This is a genomic window from Lactobacillus sp. B4026 (assembly GCF_026535825.1).
Classification (GTDB): domain Bacteria; phylum Bacillota; class Bacilli; order Lactobacillales; family Lactobacillaceae; genus Lactobacillus; species Lactobacillus panisapium.
Genome location: NZ_JAFNPD010000016.1, coordinates 1 through 21724, shown reverse-complemented (window position 1 = coordinate 21724; position 21724 = coordinate 1). Strand labels below are relative to the sequence as shown.

The window sequence follows — 21724 nt, the reverse complement described above, 5'->3', positions numbered from 1 at the left end:
AAAGGCTTAACTCCGATTCAATATCGGAATCAAGCCTTAAGTAAAATGATATAAAACTAACGTCCAGTTTTAGGGGTTAGCTTCAGAATTGAATTAGGATTTTTTTATTAATTGAATTCATCTAAATCTGTTAATGCTGTTTCCCAGTCATTATTGGCTTGCTCCAAATCAGTTTGAACCTTGGTTAATTCTTCTTGTAAGGGACCAAGTTTATCAAAATTTGTCGCAATTTCTGGGTTAGCCATTTCCGTTTGAATTTGCTCTTGCTTTTGTTCAAGCTGATCAATCTTGGTTTCGATCTCTTCAACGTGACGTTCAAGCTTACGTTTTTGGGAGTCTCTTTGCTTTTGTTCTTGATATGACAACTTATTAGTTTTTGGCTCTGCACTGCCAGTTTCATTCTCATTCGTAGAAACTTCAGCCGTAGCATCAGCAGCAAACTTATTTTTCTCGTCTAAATAATAAGTGTAGTCACCCTCATAGACTTTGGCATGTTTATCTTTGATTTCGACAATTTTATTGGAAAGCTGATTGATAAAATACCGATCGTGAGAGACAAAGAGCAGTGTGCCGTCAAAATGCTGTAACGCTTGTTCCAAAACTTCCTTTGCTTCTAGGTCTAGGTGGTTCGTGGGCTCGTCCATTAGTAAAAAGTTGTTGTGCTCAAGCGACAAGACCGTCAAGGTTAACCGGGCTTTTTGGCCACCGGAAAGCTGCCCAACAGTTTTATCAATATCTTTGGCGGTAAAGAGAAAACTTGCCAGAATTGATCTAACATCCCGTTCAGGCATTGTTTTGTGACGGTCCCAAACGGTATCAATCACAGTTTTACTAGGATCGAGCAGTTGGAGTTCTTGATCATAGTAGCCGATATCAAGCGAAGCACCATACTTAATTGAACCACCTTTAGGCTGTAAATCCTTCATAATCGTTTTTAATAAGGTCGATTTACCAATACCATTGGCACCAATAATAGCAACACGATCACCTTTGTTAACTTGCAGTGAAATGTCTTGAACCATTGTCTTAGTCGGGTAGCCAATCGTCAGATCTCGTAAGATTAATACTTCTTTACCTGAGGGTCTTTCACTCTTGAACTTAATCCGTACCTTATTTTTGTGCTTAGGTGGCGTGATTCGTTCCATTTTTTCAAGTTGCTTGCGCCTGCTTTGCGCTCTTTTAGTTGTTTTTGCCCGAACTAAATTCTTTTGAATAAATTCCTCGTCTTTTTTAATTTTTTCTTGTTGCCGTTCGTAAGCTTCTTCTTGTTGCTGATCACGTTGCTTTCGCTGGGCAACATAATCGGAATAATTTCCTTTAAAAGCTGTTAACTTACCAAATTGCAATTCAAAAATTTGGTTAGCAAGATGGTCTAAAAAGTACTGGTCGTGAGAGACAACTAAAATTGCTCCGGAATATGTTTTAAGAAAACCTTCTAGCCAGTCAAGTGTGTCTAGATCTAAATAGTTGGTCGGCTCATCGAGTAAAAGTAGCGGTGGCTTGCGTAATAGCAGTTTGACAAAGGCAAGCCTGGTTTTTTCACCACCAGAAAGATCACCAATAATTTTAGTCCAAGTATTTTCAGGGAAGTTAAAACCATTCAAAATACTTTTAATATCCGCCTGATAGGTATATCCACCTTGTTGTTCAAAATCAAATTGCAACTGGTCATATTGTTTTAAAAGTTGCTTATCTTCCGGATGTTCGGCAATTGCTTGTTGCAAGTCGCGGATTTTTTGTCCTTTTGCAATTAATGGCGCAAAAACGGTCAGCATTTCATCCCAAATGCTCTTACTTTCATCTAAGCCATTTTCTTGCGCAATATAACCCACGTCGATCCCTTTATTAATGGTAAATTCGCCGTGGGTAGCTTCTTCTTCACCCGTCATAATTTTAAGGAGTGTGGTTTTACCAACTCCATTTGGTCCTACAAGGCCAATTCTTGCATTTGAATCAATCGAGAAATTAACGTGATTGAATAGCGTATTGGCACCAAATTGTTTTTCTAAATCGTGTCCTTGTGCAATTATCATATTTTTCACCTAAAGTCTATTTTAGCATATGTGGCAAGACTGCTGGCAACTGCATGAGAAATAAGCCTTTTTTAAGTAAAATTATTTTTTCATCATTAGTAAATTGATTACGAGTATTTGCTCAGTTATTTACAAATAATTTTTTAATTACCATGTAAAGCGGGTTAATTAACAGTAAAATCGTGTTTTGTGATTGTGTTAGATTGTGAAAAAACATTTGCAAATATCAGTAAGTTATAGGTAAAATAATATTAATTGATGAGTGAATTCACAAAAAAGCTCACTAGTGATATTAAGTTGGAGGCTTTTTAAAATGGAAAAAATAAAAATACCTACAGCGACAGCGAAGAGACTGCCGCTTTACTATCGTTACCTAATTATCCTGAATGAAGCTGGTAAAGAAAAAGTTTCATCTACTGAATTATCAGAAGCAGTTCAGGTTGATAGTGCATCAATCCGTCGTGATTTTTCATATTTTGGTGCTTTGGGTAAGCGTGGGTATGGCTATGATGTCAAAAGTCTCCTATCCTTTTTTAAAAAGATTTTAAATCAAGATACTTTAACTAATGTTGCATTAGTTGGTGTAGGTAATTTGGGACACGCCTTGCTCAACTATAACTTCAAACGAAGCAATAACATCCGAATTTCCTGTGCTTTTGATATTAATCCTAAAATTACGGGTAAAATTTTGAGTGGCGTTCCTGTTTATGAAATGAGTGAATTGCAAAAGCAGCTGAGTGACCAACAGATCACCATCGCTATTTTGACAGTGCCGTCAGATTCTGCACAAAAAACAGCGGATGACATGGTCGAAGCTGGCATTAAGGGCATTATGAACTTTACGCCAATTCGGTTATCAGCTCCAACCGGGGTTAGAATTCAAAATGTTGACTTGGCGACTGAATTACAAACCCTCATTTATTTCCTTGATTCGGATAAAGATAAGAATAGATAAATTTATAAAGCCGCCGCTGCAATGGCTAAAGAAAATTAGCACTTTAAGTAAAAAAGTGCTAATTTTTTCTTGCTTTTTTTATTAAAAGGGGGTATTATCATATTTGTAAGTTAGCACTTGGTTAATAAGAGTGCTAACAAATAACAAAAATGATTTTAAATTAAAATTAGGAGGGACAAACGTGTTACAACCAATTGGTGATCGCGTGATCGTAAAAGTTAAAGAAGAAGAAGAAAAGACTGTAGGCGGAATCGTCCTTGCTTCAAATGCTAAAGAAAAGCCAACAGAAGGTGAAGTTGTTGCTGTCGGTGAAGGCAGTTATGCAGAAAACGGCAACAAGATCCCAATGTCAGTTGAAAAGGGCGACGTTGTTCTATATGACAAGTATTCTGGCACTAACGTTGAATACGAAGGTGAAAAATTCTTAGTCCTTCATGAAAAAGATATTTTGGCAGTGGTTAAGTAATTAAGGAGCGAAAATTATGGCAAAAGATATTAAATTCTCGGAAAAAGCAAGACGTTCCCTATTAAAGGGTGTTGATAAGTTAGCTGATACTGTTAAGGCAACAATCGGTCCTAAAGGTAGAAACGTTGTCTTAGAGCAATCTTACGGCAATCCTGAAATTACTAACGATGGTGTTACCATTGCTAAGTCAATTGAATTAAAAGATCACTACGAAAACATGGGTGCTAAATTAGTTGCCGAAGCTGCACAAAAGACTAACGACATTGCTGGTGACGGTACCACTACTGCAGTTGTGTTAACTCAAGCAATCATCCGTGAAGGAATGAAGAACGTAACTGCTGGTGCTAACCCTGTAGGTGTTCGTCGCGGAATTGAAAAAGCTACCAAGGCTGTTGTTGATGAATTACATAAAGTAAGTCACACTGTTTCTTCAAAAGATCAAATTGCGCAAGTTGCTTCAGTTTCATCTGCTTCAAAAGAAGTTGGTGACTTAATCGCTGACGCAATGGAAAAAGTTGGTAACGATGGTGTTATCACAATTGAAGACTCACGTGGTATTGAAACTGAATTATCAGTAGTTGAAGGTATGCAATTCGATCGTGGTTACTTATCACAATACATGGTAACTGACAACGATAAGATGGAAGCAGATTTGGACAACCCATATGTTTTAATTACTGACAAGAAGATTTCTAACATTCAAGACATCTTGCCATTATTGCAAGAGATTGTTCAACAAGGTAAATCATTATTAATTATCGCTGACGATGTTTCTGGTGAAGCACTTCCTACTTTAGTATTGAACAAGATTCGTGGTACTTTCAACGTAGTTGCTGTTAAGGCCCCAGGCTTTGGTGACCGTCGTAAAGAACAATTACAAGATATTGCCGCTCTTACTGGTGGTACAGTTATTACCGAAGATCTTGGTCTTGAATTAAAGGACACAACGATTGATCAATTAGGTAAAGCACGTCGCATCACTGTTACTAAGGACTCAACGACTATTGTTGATGGTGCTGGTTCAGATGAAGCAATTAAAGAACGTGAAGACTCAATCAGAAGTCAAATCGAAGAAACTACTTCAGACTTTGACAAGAAGAAGTTGCAAGAACGTCTTGCTAAATTAACTGGTGGTGTAGCTGTTATTCATGTTGGTGCTGCTACTGAAACTGAGTTAAAAGAACGTCGCTACCGGATTGAAGATGCTTTGAACTCAACTCGTGCCGCTGTTGACGAAGGCTACGTAGCTGGTGGTGGTACTGCATTAGTTGACGTTATCAAGAACGTTGAAGACCTTAAAGGCGACAATGCTGATGAGCAAACTGGTATCAACATCGTTTTACGTGCATTGACTGCTCCAGTACGTCAAATTGCTGAAAACGCTGGTGAAGATGGTTCAGTAATCTTGAACAAATTACAAAGTCAAGACCCTGAAGTTGGTTACAACGCTGCTAACGGCGAATGGGAGAACATGGTTGAATCTGGTATTATTGACCCAACTAAGGTTACCCGTACTGCACTTCAAAACGCTGCTTCAATTGCCGCATTATTATTAACAACTGAAGCTGTTGTTGCTGATATTCCAGAAGACAAACCAGTAGCTGATCCTAATGCTGCCGCTGGTGCCGGTGCTCCAGGAATGATGTAATTTTAAAAAGATTAAATAAAAATCGCTCGGTTGAGCGATTTTTTTGTGCATTTGTTAATTTTACCTACTTAAATAAATATAATAACAATGCTGTTTAAAGTACCTTTACAATAAAAAGACAAAGAATTAATATTAAGTAAACTTTAATGCGATTTGTTTATTTATTGTAGGAGAAGATTAATGCTAAGCAAAAAAATATTAGTAAAAAAATCTCAAAAATGGCCTTTGTATGGCATAGTAAGTACTTTGATGGCTGTTTGCCTTTTAGGCTTAAGTGGCCAGGTAAAAGCAGATAGTAATATTACAGCTTTACCTAAAAGTCAAAATGAAAGCCAAAATGCGCTGACCGAATCAAAGTATGAGGATCCACAGCCTCAACCAGCAGGCCATGAAGTGATTATTCCCACTAATACGAATCTAGCGCATGACACTAGCTATGCAAAACAGTGTGTTTTCAACAGTCAAAATTATCCCGATACTGCTAAATTTTATTGGATAGTGAAGCCACAAACTCTTATTAATGGCCAAGCAAGGGGGATTGTTGGCATTTGGATATCAAATGAAAATATATTACGTCTGAATGTGGTAGTAAAGATTGCTGGTCAAAAGCAAGCTAAATTAATGCATAACGCTTATTTATATGATCATAATGGCAAAAGAAAAAATGATTTAATCTTGCGTGCGGGTTCAACTTTGAATCTCATGGGTAGTAAAAAAATTAAACAGCGAAAATTTTGCTTGCTTGATGATGATAATTACGTTGCTCAAAATAATGTCTTCGGCGTCAACCGTAAATTGCGGCATAATGCTCGCACATATAATCAACTGGGCGAACTAATTAATAAGAAAAGCATTAAAAAGGGTACTGTTGTTAAAACTTATGGTAATCCGGTTAAAATTCGAGGTTTAAAACTATATCCAATTGCTACTGATCGCTATTTGTTAGCTGCTAATTTTAAGGCCAACAACGCAAAGCATGTTGCATCCCAAAAGCAGGTATCTAATAAGCAGGAAAAACGGCTCATGCACAGTAGCTACTTATATAATGAACATGGTCGACGCGTTAATGGCTTAATTTTAGCTACCGGTTCGCGTGTTAAAATTAGCAAATACCATCATTTGGCGGCTGGCCGCTTCTTCTATGCTATTGGCAATGGCTATTATGTACCTGTTCGCAACGTCACTGGTTTAAAAATGGAAAGGGTAAAAGTAGACCATCCCGTTACAGTTTATAATCGTTATGGCCGCAAAATAGGGACTATTCCGGTTAATAAGAAGATCCAAACTTACGGTGATCCCTTTAAATTAAAAGGACAACACTATTACATTGTTGGTAAAGGAAAATTAATTCGTTCACGTGAAATAACTGGGTTTGATTAAAAAACGATCGTTAAACTTTATATAAACAAGAGCAATTCCATTTGGGAATTGCTCTTTATTTTGCAATATATTGGTATATACAATCAGCTTTCTTTATAAACAAAATTTATTATACTGATTTGACAAGAAATTATAATAATATTAGTATGTTTAATTATTATTATTAATTTCTCACAAGGAAGGAATGCTAATGGAATATTTAAGTTTACTTGGCGTTTTAGTGATAGTCGTAGGCTTTGCCTTAGGACTTGACACTGTAGCCGTAGTCATTATTTCGGCTTTGGTCACTGCTTTAGTTTCAGGGATTGATTTCGTTAAATTTTTACAGATTTTAGGTAAAGGATTTATTGATAACCGGATGGTATCGCTCTTTTTCTTAACTTTACCGACAATTGGAGTTATTGAAAGGCACGGTTTAAAAAAGGCTGCAACTAATTTAATTCAAAAATTAAAGAATTTAACTCCTGGGCGTATCTTTGATATCTATACTGGAATTCGTGGTTTAGCAAGTATTTTTGGTATTTCCTTTCAAGGTCAAATCCAATTTATTGCACCTTTAATTAATCCTATGGCTCAGGCTGCAGGCTCAATTAAAGGAGAATTAACAGAGCTAGAAGTAGATCAGATTAAAGGGCGTGCTGCAGCTAGTGATAACTTTGGTAATTTTTTTGCTCAAAACTTATTCTTTGCTTCTTCGGGAGTTCTAATGATTACTAGTTCAATGAAATCTTTAGGTCATCCAATTGAAGCTTCAAACGTTGTTTTAAACTCAATACCAATCACTTTAATCGCATATGTTTTATGCTTAATTTACAATCATATGTTTGATCAAAAGTTAAAAAATAAGAAGGTGAAATAAATGACAGCTTTAGTTAATAATCTTCTATTGGCCTTTTTTGTAATAATCGGACTATTCTTTTTAGCAGCTGCCATTGAATCTTGGCGTGACCAAACTAATCCGGCTCGCTGGGGGACAGGACTTTTCTGGTTTATTTTTGCAATCATCTTTAGTATTGGCCAATGGATTCCATATGAAATTAGTGGCGCTTTGCTTTTGGTAAACGGATTGTTATCATTATTAAAGCAAGTCAAAGTTGGTAAAATTAAGGAGTTACCCGAAAAGGTTGCGGATAAGACCGTTAAGCGAATTGGTAATTGGATTTTTTTCCCAAGTATTTTGCTGGCAGTCTTAGCTCTTTTACTTGCCAAATTTACTCCTTTAAGTAAAAGCAAATTAGGAGGACAAGTTGCAATTGGTATTGCTGCGGTGGTATCTCTAATTGTTGCAATGATTTTAACTAAATCGAATGGCAAGGTTGCTTATGAGGATACTCAGCGGATGGTTCGTTCAGCTGGTTCAGCTGGTATCATACCGCAATTACTTGCCACACTTGGTGTAGTCTTCACTGCTTCAGGTGTTGGCCAAGTAACTGCCAAAGCTATCTCAGGTCTTTTTCCAGTTGGAAATCGTCTGCTTGGTGTTATCCTATATTGTTGTGGAATGGCGATTTTCACTGCAATTATGGGTAACGCATTTGCTGCTTTTGCCGTTATTACTGCTGGTATTGGTATTCCATTTGTTGTTGCCCAAGGTGGTTCACCAGTGGTTGTTGCTGCTTTAGGAATGACAGCCGGTTATTGTGGTACGTTATTGACACCGATGGCTGCTAACTTTAACTCACTACCAGTTGCTTTGATGGAAATGAAGGATTCTTTAGGAGTTATCAAGCAACAGTTTCCGATTGCAATTATTATGCTGCTCGTACACATCGTTTTGATGTATTTCTTAGCTTTTTAGTTTTTAGAAAAGAGAAAAACAATGAAAATTTTAGTAACAGGTTTTGATCCTTTTGGTGATGATAAGATTAATCCAGCTATTGAGGCTGTTAAGGGCTTACCCGATCAGATTGCTGGAGCCGAAATCGTTAAGGTAGAAATTCCAACAGTGTTTGGTGATTGTGCAACTGTTGTTCATGATGCCATTGTACGGGAAAAGCCAGATTATGTTTTAAATATTGGCCAAGCTGGCGGTCGGTTTGCTTTGACTCCTGAACGGGTAGCCATCAATTTTGATGATGGTCGAATTGCTGACAATAAGGGTTACCAGCCAATTGCTACGCCAATTCATGAAGACGGACAGAATGCTTACTTTACACAATTGCCAGTTAAAGCAATGGTTAAGGCTATTCGTGAAGCAGGTTTGCCAGCACTTGTTTCAACAACGGCTGGGACATTCGTTTGCAACCATATTATGTATCAAGTTCAATATATGATTGACAAAGAATTCCATGACTTAAAAGCAGGTTTCATGCACATTCCGTTTTTACCAGAGCAAGTCGTTGCTCGTCCTGAAACACCAAGTCTTAGTTTGGCAGATGATGTTAAGGGAATTACGGCCGCAATTACTGCAATCGTTGAAATGGACGGCAAGCCTGATTTGCAAAGTGTTGAAGGTCATATTGCTTAATTTTAACCTTACTTTGTGAAAGCTAGAAGATAGCCATTTTGCATTTTTAATTAATAGAAAAAATAAGATCGTTTAATTGCGGTCTTTTTTCTTTTGAATCGGTGTTTAGCGTATAATGATAAAAGTAAAGTAGAAAAGAAGAGGAATAAATGGCGAAAGCAAACTTAACTCCAATGATGGAGCAATATCATGAAATTAAAAAGCAATATCCCGATGCTTTTCTTTTTTATCGCGTCGGTGATTTTTACGAATTATTTGAGGATGATGCAGTTAAGGGGGCCCAGATTCTTGAGCTGACTTTAACTCACCGGTCCAACAAATCTGAGAATCCAATCCCAATGGCTGGAGTCCCTCACGTTGCGGTTGATTCTTATGTTGACACCTTAGTTGAAAAGGGCTATAAAGTTGCACTTTGTGAACAATTAGAGGATCCCAAAGAGGCTAAGGGAATGGTTAAGCGGGGAATTATTCAGCTAGTAACCCCTGGAACTTTAATGAACGATAAGCCAAGTGAGGCCAAGGAATCTAATTACCTAACTTCTGTAGTAACCACCAAGAACTGCTTTGGCTTAGCATACAGTGACTTATCAACCGGTGAAATCTTTGCAACCCACTTAAAAACTTTTGCAGCAGTTTCTAATGAATTGTTGTCGTTGAGGACGCGAGAAGTTGTCTATAATGGTCATCTTAATGCATCTGACAGCGATTTTTTACATAAAGCTAATATTACTGTTTCAGAGCCAGCAGAGTTGACCGGTAAACATGCGGAAATATCTTATGCCCAGCAAAATTTGACTAATCAGGCTGAAAAAGATGCTGTTAAGCAGCTTGTAGGCTATTTACTCCAGACTCAAAGACGTAGCTTAGCGCACTTGCAAATTGCTAAAAGCTATGAAGTAAGTCAATATTTACAGATGTCGCATACTGTACGCGATAATTTGGAACTGACTGCTTCAGCTAAGACTGGTAAGAAGATGGGCTCGTTATTTTGGGTGCTCGATAAAACGCATACTGCAATGGGTGGGCGGCTATTAAAGCAGTGGCTTGCTCGACCATTATTATCTGTAGAGGAATTAACTAAGCGGCAAGAAATGGTTCAGGCCTTGCTTGATGGCTACTTTACCCGTGAAAATGTGAACGACGCGCTAAAGGGTGTTTATGATCTAGAGCGTTTAACTGGTCGGATTGCCTTCGGGAATGTCAATGCCAGGGAATTATTACAGCTTGCTCATTCACTTCAAGCCGTACCGTCTATTTTAAGTTCGTTAAAAGAGTCTGATAGTGCTATTTTGCAAAAATTTGCGTCAGGGATTGACCCTTTAAGTGGAATTGCCGATTTGATCAGTTCTACAATTGTGGATCAGCCACCAGTTTTAACAACTGAAGGGGGACTTATTCGCAATAATGTTGACCAACAACTAGATCGTTACCGGGATGCCATGAATAATGGTAAAAAGTGGCTAACTGAGATGGAACAAACCGAACGACAAAAAACGGGAATTGATAACCTTAAAGTCGGTTACAACAAGGTTTTTGGCTACTATATCCAGGTAACAAATTCGAATAAAAATAAGGTACCACTTGATCGCTATACCAGAAAGCAAACCTTGACAAACGCTGAGCGCTACATTACGCCTGAACTTAAGGAACACGAAAACTTAATTTTAGAAGCCCAAACTAAGTCAACTGATCTAGAATACGAGTTATTTGTTAAATTGCGTGAGGAAGTAAAGAAATATATTTCTGCTCTGCAAAAACTAGCTGGTCAAATTGCTGCTTTAGATGTTTTTTGTTCCTTTGCCCAAGTAGCTGAAGAAAATAATTATTGCCGACCAAAATTTCACACATCTAATCAGGATGTTAAAGTTGTTTTAGGCAGGCACCCGGTTGTTGAAAAGGTAATGAAGGCTGGTTCGTACATCCCCAATGATGTCAGACTTGACCAAGATACGGATATTTACTTAATTACTGGTCCTAATATGTCCGGTAAAAGTACATATATGCGGCAAATGGCTTTAATTGCAGTGATGGCCCAAGTAGGCTCTTTTGTTCCGGCCGATAGTGCTGAGCTGCCAATTTTTGATCAGATTTTTACCAGAATTGGTGCTGCTGATGACTTAATTTCTGGTCAAAGTACTTTTATGGTTGAAATGACTGAGGCAAATGAAGCCTTACAAAATGCCACTAAGAGAAGTCTGGTCTTATTCGATGAAATTGGTCGTGGGACAGCTACCTATGATGGAATGGCTTTAGCTGGCGCAATCGTGCAGTATTTGCATGATGAAGTAGGGGCAAAAGTGTTATTTGCAACGCACTTCCATGAACTGACTGATCTTGAGCAAACATTGCCAAGGCTGAAGAACATTCATGTTGGTGCAACTGAAGAAAACGGCAAACTAATTTTTCTCCATAAAATTTTGCCAGGCCCAGCTGACCAAAGTTACGGTATTCATGTTGCTCAACTTGCTGGCTTACCCCGCAAGGTTTTACGCAAAGCGACAAAATTATTAAACCGTCTAGAAGCCCAAGGCAGCAATTTAGGACCGACCTCGGCACAGCTTGATTTATTTAGTAGCAATGAGGAGCCAGAAACTGTGACAGATCAGGAGCTGGCACCAAGTACTGAAACTGAATTGTCGGACAAGGAAAAAGATGTTTTGGATGAAATATCTAATCTCTATTTAGCTGATCAAACGCCACTTCAAGTAATGCAACTGGTAGAAAACTGGCAAGATGATTTAAAGGATGAGAAATAATCATGGCCCAAATTCACGAATTATCGGTTAATCTGTCTAATCAAATCGCGGCTGGAGAAGTAATTGAACGTCCAGCCAGTGTAGTTAAGGAATTGCTGGAAAATGCAATTGATGCCAAAAGTACGCGAATTCGGATTGATTTTATTGATGCCGGTTTAAAACAAATTATTGTTCAGGATAACGGAACGGGGATACCAAATGATCAGATTGATCTTGCTTTTACCCGGCATGCTACAAGTAAAATAAGTAACGAGCATGATTTGTTTAATGTTGGCACACTTGGCTTTCGGGGCGAAGCCCTGGCATCAATTGCAGCTGTAAGTCATGTTGAGATCTTAACTAATTCCGGTGGAGCTAGTGGCACGCGGGCTGAATTTGCGGCTGGCGTTAAAAAAGCACAAGAAGAAGCGGCAGCTACCAAGGGCACACAAATCACAGTTAAAGATTTATTTTACAATACGCCCGCTAGGCTTAAATACCTGCGTAGCCCCAGAACCGAAATTATGAAAATTGTTGATATCGTCAACCGCATAGCTTTGGGTTACCCTGATATCGCGCTAACGCTAATGAATGAAGGGCGTGTATTGCTGCGAACAGCGGGTAATGGCAATCTGCAACAAACTGTTTCAAGTGTCTATGGACGTTCAATTGCTGAAAAAATGCTGCCATTTAAGAGTAGCGACAATGATTTTGAAGTAACCGGATTAATTTCCAAGCCGGGTTTAACGAGATCGACACGCAATTTTATCTCAATTTTGCTTAACGGCCGCTATATCAATAATTTTCAGCTAGCTACCGCGGTAATGGATGGTTATGGTACTAACTTAGCGGCAAAGCATTATCCAATCGCTGTGATCAAGATTAAAGTTGACCCATTATTAGTTGATGTCAACGTTCATCCCACCAAAAAAGAGGTGCGCTTATCTAAGGAAACCGAACTCAGTCGGTTAATCACTAATGCAATTAGTAGTGCTCTTTTAGCCAAGGATGTTCAAGCCGATGCCATTGGCAATTTGACTAACACCAAAGAAGAAACGCGAATGGATCAGTTGAAATTCAACCTTAATAAAAATGTGGTTGAAACTAAGAGACCTGACCAGGCTGAAAATACTCGCGATGAAGTTCATGAAACTGAACCGGCTGCGATTGAGTCAGTTGCACCATCAAAGTATGTCGACTTAAATATTCCCCGAGAAGATGATCGTTATTTAGTTACGAAAACGTGGCCAGAAAATGTGAACCAGCAAGTACAACTTACGCCTTTTTCACATTCAGATTTACACGAGGATGTAATTTCTACCGGGGATGAATTACTTGCTAGCAGCTTACCCGAACTAAGTTTAGTAGGTCAAACTAATACTTATTTGATTGCTGTCAGTGGGGAAGACCTTTACTTAATCGATCAGGTTGCAGCGCGAAGATTGCTTGCTTTTAAAAAAATAAGCCGTGAAATTGCAGGACAAAAAATTAACCAACAAGGTCTGCTTACGCCAATGATTCTGGAATTTGGCAGTCTAGATTTTATTCAGATCAAAGATCAATTAGAAGAAATCAAGCAAATTGGGCTGTTTCTTGAGGAATTTGGCCAAGATACCTTTATTCTACGTTCATATCCTACTTGGCTTGAAGGCGATATTGAGCATTCTGTCAGGGCAATTTTGGACAGTTACCTCAACGTTGACCAAACTGATTCGGCCAACTTGATTAAACGAATTGCCAGTGAGCAGGCACAGAGGATTGTTCCGGGTAAAAAGAAATTATCAAGTGCTGAGTGTGGCGATCTACTGACCAATCTGCGTCAGGTCAATGACCCATATCATGATGCTAAAGGAAATGTGGTTATTGTCCGGTTACGCGAAAATGACTTACGCAAAATGTTTAAAAAGGATGAATAAAGCATGTACGAATATTTGGCAGGAATAATTACGGAGATTAAACCTGACTACATTGTTATTGATGTTAATGGTGTGGGCTATAAAGTGTATAGTCCGACACCTTTTGCATATCAGGAAAAGCAGAAGGCCCGTGTTTACATTGAGCAAATTGTACGGGATACTGGCATCACCTTATTTGGTTTTCAAACCGAAGAAGATAAAGGTTTATTTTTAAAATTACTGAGTGTTAGCGGGATTGGACCTAAATCGGCGTTGGCAATTATGGCTGCCGAAAATAGCAATTCGCTAGCCGAAGCAATTGAACAAGGAGAGGTTAAGTACCTGACCCGCTTTCCTGGTGTTGGGAAAAAGACGGCCTCGCAGATTGTGCTAGATCTAAAAGGAAAACTGGGCGATTATGTTCAGCGCGTTGACCAACTTCCTGATCAAGAAATCTCACCAGAGTTAAATGATGCATTATTGGCCCTTCTGGCTCTGGGCTATACTAAAAAAGAAGTCGATCGCATTACGCCGCTTTTGGCTAAAGAACAAGCGACAACGGCTGATCAATATATTAAAAAGGGTTTGGCTCTTCTCTTAAAGAAGTAATTCTTGTTATAATGGACTTAGTGTTTACTTAAAGGAAGTGAAACAGGTAGTGGACGAAGATAATTCAATTGTTTCTGGCCAAATGCAGGGACCAAAAGAAGAACAGACAGAATTTTCATTACGCCCGCAGAATCTACAAGAGTACTTGGGTCAAGAGCGGGTTAAAAAAGAAATGGCAGTTTATATTAAAGCTGCCAAAAAGCGTGATGAAGCCCTCGACCACGTTTTACTTTATGGCCCACCGGGATTGGGAAAGACGACTCTGGCTTTTGTGATTGCGAATGAATTGGGCGTAAAGTTAAAAAGTACCAGTGGACCAGCAATCGAAAAAGCTGGCGATTTAGTGGCGCTTTTAACCGACCTTGATCCGGGCGACATTTTATTTATTGACGAAATCCACCGCTTACCTAAACCAATAGAAGAAGTTTTGTATTCAGCGATGGAAGACTTTTACGTCGATATCGTGATTGGTGAGGGACAAACAACCCATGCGGTTCATGTTCCGCTACCGCCATTCACATTAGTTGGTGCAACTACATTAGCCGGCCAATTATCAGCACCATTAAGAGATCGTTTTGGGATTGTCGAGCACTTACAATATTATAATGTGACGGAACTTGAAAAAATTATTCAGCGCTCCAGTAGTGTTTTTAATATTGAGATTGCTTCACAAGCTGCACATGAACTGGCAAGAAGGTCACGGGGAACGCCACGGGTAGCTAACCGCTTATTACGGCGCGTGCGTGATTTTGCACAGGTCAAAGGTGAAGACGTGATTTCTTATGAGACAACAAGAGATTCCTTAAAGCAGTTGCAAGTTGATGATGAAGGATTAGATCAGACAGATCGTAAAATTTTACGGGTAATTATCGAGAATTATCATGGTGGCCCAGTTGGTGTGCGGACAATAGCTGCCAATGCCGGTGAAGATGTTGAAACGGTCGAATCGCTATATGAACCTTATTTACTGCAACATGGCTTTTTATTAATGACGCCACGTGGACGAATGGTCACTGAGAAAGCTTATGTGCAATTAGGCTTACCAATTCCCGGGCAGTAGTGCAATTCTGCGCTAGTTTTTGTATAATTAAGTAATTGATATTTTTAAGACAATGAGGTGTAAATTTGAATACTTTATTTTTAGCGGCCAATAATGGTAATGGCATGGGTAACATGTGGACAATTATTATTTTTGTTGTGTTAATTGCCCTAATGTACTTCACAATGATTAAGCCGCAGAAAAAGCAACAACAAAAGAAAATGGAAATGATGAATGAGCTTAAAAAAGGCGACAATGTCATCATGATTGATGGTCTGCACGGTAAAGTTGACTCCGTTAATTCTAAGGACAAAACAATTGTTTTGGATGCAGACGGAATTTACCTAACATTTAGCCGGATGGCAGTTCAACAGATAATACCTGCTGCGCCAGAAGCTGAAGAAGCTACACCAGCTAAAGAAACTGCGACAGAAGAAAAATCTGCTGCACCTGCCGATAAGCCCGCTCAAAAAGAGCCTGCTGATACGCCAAGCAGTGAAAACAAGGATGATCACTCATCTGAAGAATAATAACTAACAAGATGTCTATAAAAAGACATCTTTTTTATTGCAGTCGTTTTTTGACTTAAGTTCCACTTATTTTTCTAATAAAGGTTGTTTAAAACTAAAGTTTGACTGGAAAATATTATAAAATAGAGTTAACATACCTGATTTTGGAAAGGATTTTCTCATGAAAAATATACCTGTTATTATGATTATCTTCGGTGGAAGTGGTGATTTGGCCCACCGTAAACTTTACCCTGCGCTGTTTAATTTGTATGAGCAAGGCTTAATTCACGATAACTTTGCTGTTATTGGTACGGCTAGGCGCCCTTGGTCACATGAGTATCTTCGGCAGCAGGTCAGCGATGCCGTTCATGAGACACACGATGAGGTTAATGAAAATGATCTAGCTGCTTTTACTAGTCATTTTTATTACCAGTCCCATGATGTTACCAATGTTGAACACTATGAAACGTTGAAAAATTTAGCTGGCGATCTTGATAATCGTTATAGTGCTCAGGGAAACCGCATTTTCTACATGGCAATGGCTCCCCGCTTTTTTGGTAGAATTGCGCAGCATATCAACGATCAGAATTTGACTAGCACTGGTTTTAACCGAATAGTAGTAGAAAAGCCATTTGGTCGTGATTTAGCCTCTGCAGAAGAATTGAATAAGCAGATAACTGCTTCATTTGATGAAAATGATATCTTCCGAATTGATCATTATCTTGGTAAGGAAATGGTTCAAAATATTTTGCCGCTTCGTTTTACCAATCCGTTGATAAAAAACATTTGGAATAGTGCCACAATTAAGAATATTCAAGTGACTCTGGCAGAGCATTTGGGAGTTGAGGCCCGTGGTGGCTATTACGAAACCTCTGGTGCTTTGCGTGATATGGTCCAAAACCATATTTTCCAAATCATTACTTTACTAGCGATGCCTGAACCAAAGGATTTAACTTCTAAAAGTATCCATGAGGCTAAGCAGGAATTGCTTGATAGTATGATTGTGCCAGATGAACAAGAGATTGCGCAACATTTCGTCCGGGGACAATATTTAGGTAGCGATATGACTTTTGGTTACCGGCAAGAACCTAATGTAGCCGAAGACTCGCATACCGAAACCTTTGTCGCTGGCGAAGTGAAATTTAAAAAGGGTCCAGTTGCCAACATGCCAATTTATTTTAGAACTGGAAAAGAATTGCGCGAAAAAACTAACCGAATTGATATTGTGCTCAAACACATCTGTACACCATACGGACAAGCGCACTCCAATAACATTTCGATTATTATTGATCCCGATATGCAGATTTTTATAACGATTAATGGCAAAAAAATCACGGAGCCAGGCATTCGACGTGAAAACCTAGATTACCTATTCTCCAAGCAAGAACAAGAAAAGGTACCCGATGGCTATGAACGTCTTCTTCACGACGTATTTGTCAACGATTCCACCAACTTTACGCACTGGAGTGAATTGAAAAATTACTGGAAATTTATTGATGTTGTGGAAGAAGCATGGCAAAAAGAAAATGAAGAAGGTAAGCAGATAAACCAGTATTTGCCGTATCGGATGGGGCCAAAGGCCGCAAATGAGATTTTTGAATCGCCAACTGAACGTTGGATTTATGAATAATTATAGCGATGGCTTGCTGCCGGAAAATGATTTACATCGAAAAATTATTCATGTTGATATGGATGCTTTTTATGCCTCAGTTGAAACGCGTGATCATCCTAATTTAAGGAATAAGGCGCTCGTAATCGGACAAGATCCGCGGCAAAATCATGGTCATGGGGTAGTAGCTACGGCCAATTATGTTGCCCGTAAATATGGCGTTCATTCTGCAATGCCATCAATTAAAGCCTTTAGGCTAGTACCGAAAAGCAAACTAGTATTTATGAAACCAGATTTTGTCAAATATCGCAGTGTTTCGGCAGAAATCCATGAAATGATGCATGAAGTTACGGACGTAGTTGAATCAATTGCTCTAGACGAAGCATATCTTGATGTGACTGAGAATAAAATGGGGCAAGATTCCACAGTTCAAATCGCTATTGATTTACAAAATAGAATCAGAAAAGAAATTGGCCTAAATTGCTCATTCGGGGCAACTTATAATAAATTTCTAGCTAAGATGGGTTCGGAATATTCTAAGCCATTTGGACGGACAGTTATTTTGCCTAGTGAGGCACGTGGCTTTTTGGCTCGGCAAAAAATTAGCCGTTTTCATGGCATTGGACCAAAAACAGAACAGAGACTGGCTGAGCTGGGCGTGTACACTGGCCAAGGCTTGCAGCAAATGCACGTGCGTGAATTAATCAAGCATTTTAACCGAATGGGTTATCAGATGGCAGAGCATGCTAATGGGATTGATTTGTCACCTGTTGTGCCCGATGATGAGCGTAATCGAAAATCAATTGGGGTCGAACGAACATATGAGCCATGTGTATATAATGAGCAGACAGCTTTGACCAATATCAGAAATTATGTTAATGAAGTAGCTAAGAAATTGCAGGAGCTTAATCTGTTTGCTAGTACCGTTGTTTTAAAAATTCGTAATAACGATTTTGAAACTGTTACAAAGAGGCAGAAATTAGAGCACGCAACTAATAATCCATTGGATATTTATGAATCTGCCCGAGACTTATTCAATCCGCTTTCTGAGTCATTTTTAAATGATGGAATAAGACTTTTAGGTGTTACCGCTACCGATTTTACCGAGGCTGAATTTGAAAATATTGCTCTGGATTTATTTTCAAATTAACGAAAAATATCTGTTAAACTAATTGAGTACTTTGAAAATTGTGAAGGAGACAAAATGAACACTTTCCCAAAAATATATGAAAAAATTGAGCAGTATCCAACTATTATTCTGCACCGTCATACTAGTCCAGATCCCGATGCGTTGGGATCACAAGCCGGGCTTGCACGTTCTTTAAGACTTAAATTTCCAGACAAGAAGATCTTGTGTGCAGGTGAAAATGATGAGGGCGATCTAGCTTGGATTAACACCATGGATAAGGTGACTGAAGAAGATTATCAGGGTGCTTTAGTCATTACTACTGATACTGGTAATACGGCTCGAATCGCTAATAAAATGTACAGCAAGGGTGATTTTTTAATTAAAATTGATCATCACCCCGATGTTGAACCATATGCTGATCTAAGTTTTGTTGATGATGAGGCTCCAGCAGCTTCCCAAATCGTGGCCGATTTTATTCTTGAAGAAAATCTGCCGCTGACTGCGGAGGTTGCATATCCGCTATATGCTGGTATTGTCGGCGATACTGGCCGCTTTATGTATCCTGAAACTTCGGTGCATACCTTTAACGTTGTTGCCAAACTGACAGCGACTGGGATTAATATTAATGAGATTGCCCGCAATATTAGCGATGTAACCTTTGCGCAGGCAAAACTGCAGGCTGAAGTACTTGAATACATGAAAGTTGATCCGAGTGGGGCAGCATATGCAATATTGTCACGGGATGCATTGCATAAATTAGGCGTGGATTCCGACCAGGCGTCCTGTACGGTATCTACCCCAGGAAGAATTAAAGACATTATTGCTTGGAACGTATTTGTTGAAAAGCCTGATGGCACTTTTAGAGTACATTACCGTTCTAAGGGTCCAATTATTAATGAATTAGCTGCAAAGCATGACGGTGGTGGTCATGCTTTAGCTAGTGGCGCAAATGCTAAAGACATGGACGAAGTTAAGCAAATCTTTGCAGAATTAGTTCAGGTAACTAAGGAATATCAAGAAAAAAATGAATAATATTTTTACCAATGAAAACATTAAGCCAGCGATTAGGCAGGGATTAGCCAAGATACATTTCACTGAGCCAACGAAGGTGCAGGAAAAGGTGATTCCTGTTTTATTAGCACACAAAAATGCTGTTGTGCAGGCGGTAACCGGTTCAGGTAAGACACATTCTTTTTTAATTCCGGTTCTAAATGAGATTGACGAAAAGCTTGAGTATCCTCAGGCTATTTTGACTGCACCAAGTCGTGAACTGTCAGAGCAGCTTTACCAAGTTGCCCGTGAGTTACGTGATGCTGCTGGGCTAAATATTTCAATTGCTCATTTTGCCGGCGGCAGTGATCGTGAGCGGCAGCTTAAAAAAATTGACAATCATAAACCGCAAGTAGTTATTGCAACTCCTGGACGTTTACATGATTTTGTTGAAAAGAAAATCTTACTTTTAGATTATGTTAAAGACTTTGTCATTGATGAAGCAGATATGACCTTAGATATGGGTTTTTTAGCCGATATTGATTTTATTGCGCAAAGATTGCCAAAAGACACCACTTTGGCTGCCTTTTCAGCAACGATTCCGGTAAAACTAGCAAACTTCTTGCGCAAATATATGTCTAAGCCGGAGCAAATTGTAATTGATAACCCAGCAGTAATTTCGCCAACCATAAAAAATGATTTACTTGATATTGGCTCCAAAAATAGAAAAGCAGTCCTGCATCAATTGTTGACTTTGGGTCAGCCCTATTTGGCTGTTATTTTTGCTAATACAAAGCAAACCGTTGATGATTTAACCCGCTACCTGCAGGATCAGGGACTAAAAGTAGCGAAAATTCATGGTGGAATCACTGAACGGGAAAGAAAACGGACATTGCGAGAGGTTGAAGCAGGTCAGTATCAGTATGTGGTTGCAACTGATTTGGCTGCACGTGGTTTAGATATTGCTGGTGTCAGCTTAGTCGTTAATTATGAAATTCCCCGTGATTTAGAGTTTGTCATTCACCGTATCGGACGAACTGGGCGGAATGGGTTAGCTGGACATGCCGTTACTTTGATTAAAGCAGAAGAAATGAATCGCATTGCTAGTCTAGAAAAAATGGGGATTCACTTTGATTTTGTTGAAATAAAAAACGGAGAGTTGGTTCCTCGTAAGCATTATCACAGTCGTAATGAGCGAAATAATTCCTCCTACGCAATTGATAATCGGGTAAACGGCTACGTTAAAAAGGCAAAAAAGAAACGTAAACCTGGTTATAAAAAGAAGATTAAACGAGTTATTCAACAAGATAAGGCGCAAAAAAATAAAATTGAACAGCGTCATAAAATTCGGAAAGCAAAACAGCAACGGAAGAAGCGACGTGAAGATCGCTCATAAAAATAAGAGGCACAATCAGCAATAGGCGATTGTGCCTTTTTATTATGCAAAATTATTCTTTTTTCTATTGCTATTAGCGGACAGATAAAGCTTTTTGTCTGAAAATTATTAGGAAAAAGCAATTTTACAATAATTTTTTAATAAAACGTATTGTATGAGAGCGTTTTTATTGCTATATTATTTATCGTACCATAAGAAAAAAGAAGGGACAAATATGATAAAAATCAAAAAATCTGAGGAAGTTTTATTAGAGAAACTTTCTGGTCAGATAGTTAGGAAATATACTGTAGTTGAATTTTGCAAGGAGGCGAAGATTGAGCGAAGCTATTTTTATACAAGGTACGAAAATATTTGTGACTTGTTTGCTTCAGTTATGACTTTACAGCTTAGACGAGAATTGCGTGGTGAGGAAAATGAAAAATTAAACAGTATCTTTTTCCGTATGCTAGAAAAAATAAAAAATGATAAGTATTTTTTCCTAAACATCATCCTTATTTCAAAAGATTCAGGTACCTACTTTGAAATTTTACAAAAAGAAATGGCCACTGCAATCGAAAATTATATGCGTCCACGAGGAGCATTTTCCGTAAGACAAGTTAATTTGGTAGCTAGCGGGATATACGCAATTATTTATAATTGGATTTTACATAGATGTAAATACGATATCAGGGATGTGTACCAGTGCATTAACTTGCTTTTAAAAAATATTGATCGAACGGAAACAGACTCTAAAGATTAGGGCGTAAGAGAAGAATGTTAGCAATAACATTCTTTTTTTTGTAAAAAAGACTTGCAAAAGTAAAAAAGAGTTGCTAATATTAATAACTGTCGTCGGGCGCAAGGCAAGAGCCAAGCGGAAGAGGG

The 21724-nt window shown here is 38.6% G+C and carries 18 protein-coding genes; 17 read left to right on the top strand and 1 reads right to left on the bottom strand.

What is annotated here, in order from left to right; all coding sequences use genetic code 11:
• Window positions 1-107 precede the first annotated feature (107 nt).
• Complete coding sequence (locus J3U69_RS10285; RefSeq protein WP_267413991.1) at window positions 108-2033, bottom strand: ABC-F family ATP-binding cassette domain-containing protein; 1926 nt, start codon at window positions 2031-2033, stop codon at window positions 108-110.
• Between the two features lie 313 nt (window positions 2034-2346).
• Here J3U69_RS10285 and J3U69_RS10280 point away from each other — a divergent pair, with 313 nt between their 5' ends.
• From J3U69_RS10280 to J3U69_RS10200, 17 genes are all read left to right on the top strand, one after another.
• A complete protein-coding gene (locus J3U69_RS10280) occupies window positions 2347-2988 on the top strand; it encodes a redox-sensing transcriptional repressor Rex (protein ID WP_103752480.1) in 642 nt (213 codons plus the stop codon).
• Window positions 2989-3169: 181 nt separating this feature from the next.
• Window positions 3170-3454, top strand: coding sequence for a co-chaperone GroES (gene groES / locus J3U69_RS10275; protein WP_103752481.1), 285 nt, complete (start codon window positions 3170-3172; stop codon window positions 3452-3454).
• Window positions 3455-3470: 16 nt separating this feature from the next.
• Window positions 3471-5102 (top strand): chaperonin GroEL, encoded by a 1632-nt coding sequence (gene groL / locus J3U69_RS10270; RefSeq protein WP_103752482.1) that lies wholly within the window; start codon window positions 3471-3473, stop codon window positions 5100-5102.
• A gap of 180 nt (window positions 5103-5282) precedes the next feature.
• Complete coding sequence (locus tag J3U69_RS10265) at window positions 5283-6482, top strand: SLAP domain-containing protein (RefSeq protein ID WP_267413990.1); 1200 nt, start codon at window positions 5283-5285, stop codon at window positions 6480-6482.
• Window positions 6483-6672: 190 nt separating this feature from the next.
• Complete coding sequence (locus J3U69_RS10260; protein WP_220219984.1) at window positions 6673-7341, top strand: DUF969 domain-containing protein; 669 nt, start codon at window positions 6673-6675, stop codon at window positions 7339-7341.
• Entirely contained in the window at window positions 7342-8280 is a 939-nt protein-coding gene (locus J3U69_RS10255) for a DUF979 domain-containing protein (protein WP_220219983.1), read from the top strand.
• Window positions 8281-8301: 21 nt separating this feature from the next.
• Entirely contained in the window at window positions 8302-8949 is a 648-nt protein-coding gene (gene pcp / locus J3U69_RS10250) for a pyroglutamyl-peptidase I (protein ID WP_220219982.1), read from the top strand.
• Window positions 8950-9122: 173 nt separating this feature from the next.
• Window positions 9123-11705, top strand: coding sequence for a DNA mismatch repair protein MutS (gene mutS / locus J3U69_RS10245; protein WP_267413993.1), 2583 nt, complete (start codon window positions 9123-9125; stop codon window positions 11703-11705).
• Between the two features lie 2 nt (window positions 11706-11707).
• Entirely contained in the window at window positions 11708-13600 is a 1893-nt protein-coding gene (gene mutL / locus J3U69_RS10240) for a DNA mismatch repair endonuclease MutL (protein WP_267413989.1), read from the top strand.
• 3 nt (window positions 13601-13603) lie between these two features.
• Entirely contained in the window at window positions 13604-14188 is a 585-nt protein-coding gene (ruvA, locus tag J3U69_RS10235; protein ID WP_220232171.1) for a Holliday junction branch migration protein RuvA, read from the top strand.
• An 82-nt stretch (window positions 14189-14270) separates the two neighbouring features.
• Complete coding sequence (ruvB, locus tag J3U69_RS10230; protein WP_258567378.1) at window positions 14271-15248, top strand: Holliday junction branch migration DNA helicase RuvB; 978 nt, start codon at window positions 14271-14273, stop codon at window positions 15246-15248.
• A gap of 104 nt (window positions 15249-15352) precedes the next feature.
• Window positions 15353-15757, top strand: a complete 405-nt coding sequence (gene yajC / locus J3U69_RS10225; RefSeq protein ID WP_267413992.1) for a preprotein translocase subunit YajC — start codon at window positions 15353-15355, stop codon at window positions 15755-15757.
• 160 nt (window positions 15758-15917) lie between these two features.
• A complete protein-coding gene (zwf, locus tag J3U69_RS10220; protein WP_267413988.1) occupies window positions 15918-17366 on the top strand; it encodes a glucose-6-phosphate dehydrogenase in 1449 nt (482 codons plus the stop codon).
• The gene (gene dinB, locus J3U69_RS10215; RefSeq protein ID WP_267413986.1) at window positions 17359-18495 is read left to right on the top strand and encodes a DNA polymerase IV; all 1137 of its coding nucleotides are present in this window, start codon (window positions 17359-17361) and stop codon (window positions 18493-18495) included. The genes zwf and dinB overlap by 8 nt, the downstream gene beginning before the upstream one ends.
• A gap of 54 nt (window positions 18496-18549) precedes the next feature.
• Entirely contained in the window at window positions 18550-19506 is a 957-nt protein-coding gene (locus tag J3U69_RS10210) for a DHH family phosphoesterase (RefSeq protein ID WP_220219976.1), read from the top strand.
• A complete protein-coding gene (locus tag J3U69_RS10205; RefSeq protein WP_220219975.1) occupies window positions 19499-20860 on the top strand; it encodes a DEAD/DEAH box helicase in 1362 nt (453 codons plus the stop codon). Before J3U69_RS10210 ends, J3U69_RS10205 begins: the two co-directional genes overlap by 8 nt.
• Before the next feature lie 214 nt (window positions 20861-21074).
• A complete protein-coding gene (locus J3U69_RS10200; protein ID WP_220232167.1) occupies window positions 21075-21599 on the top strand; it encodes a hypothetical protein in 525 nt (174 codons plus the stop codon).
• Window positions 21600-21724: the final 125 nt, after the last annotated feature.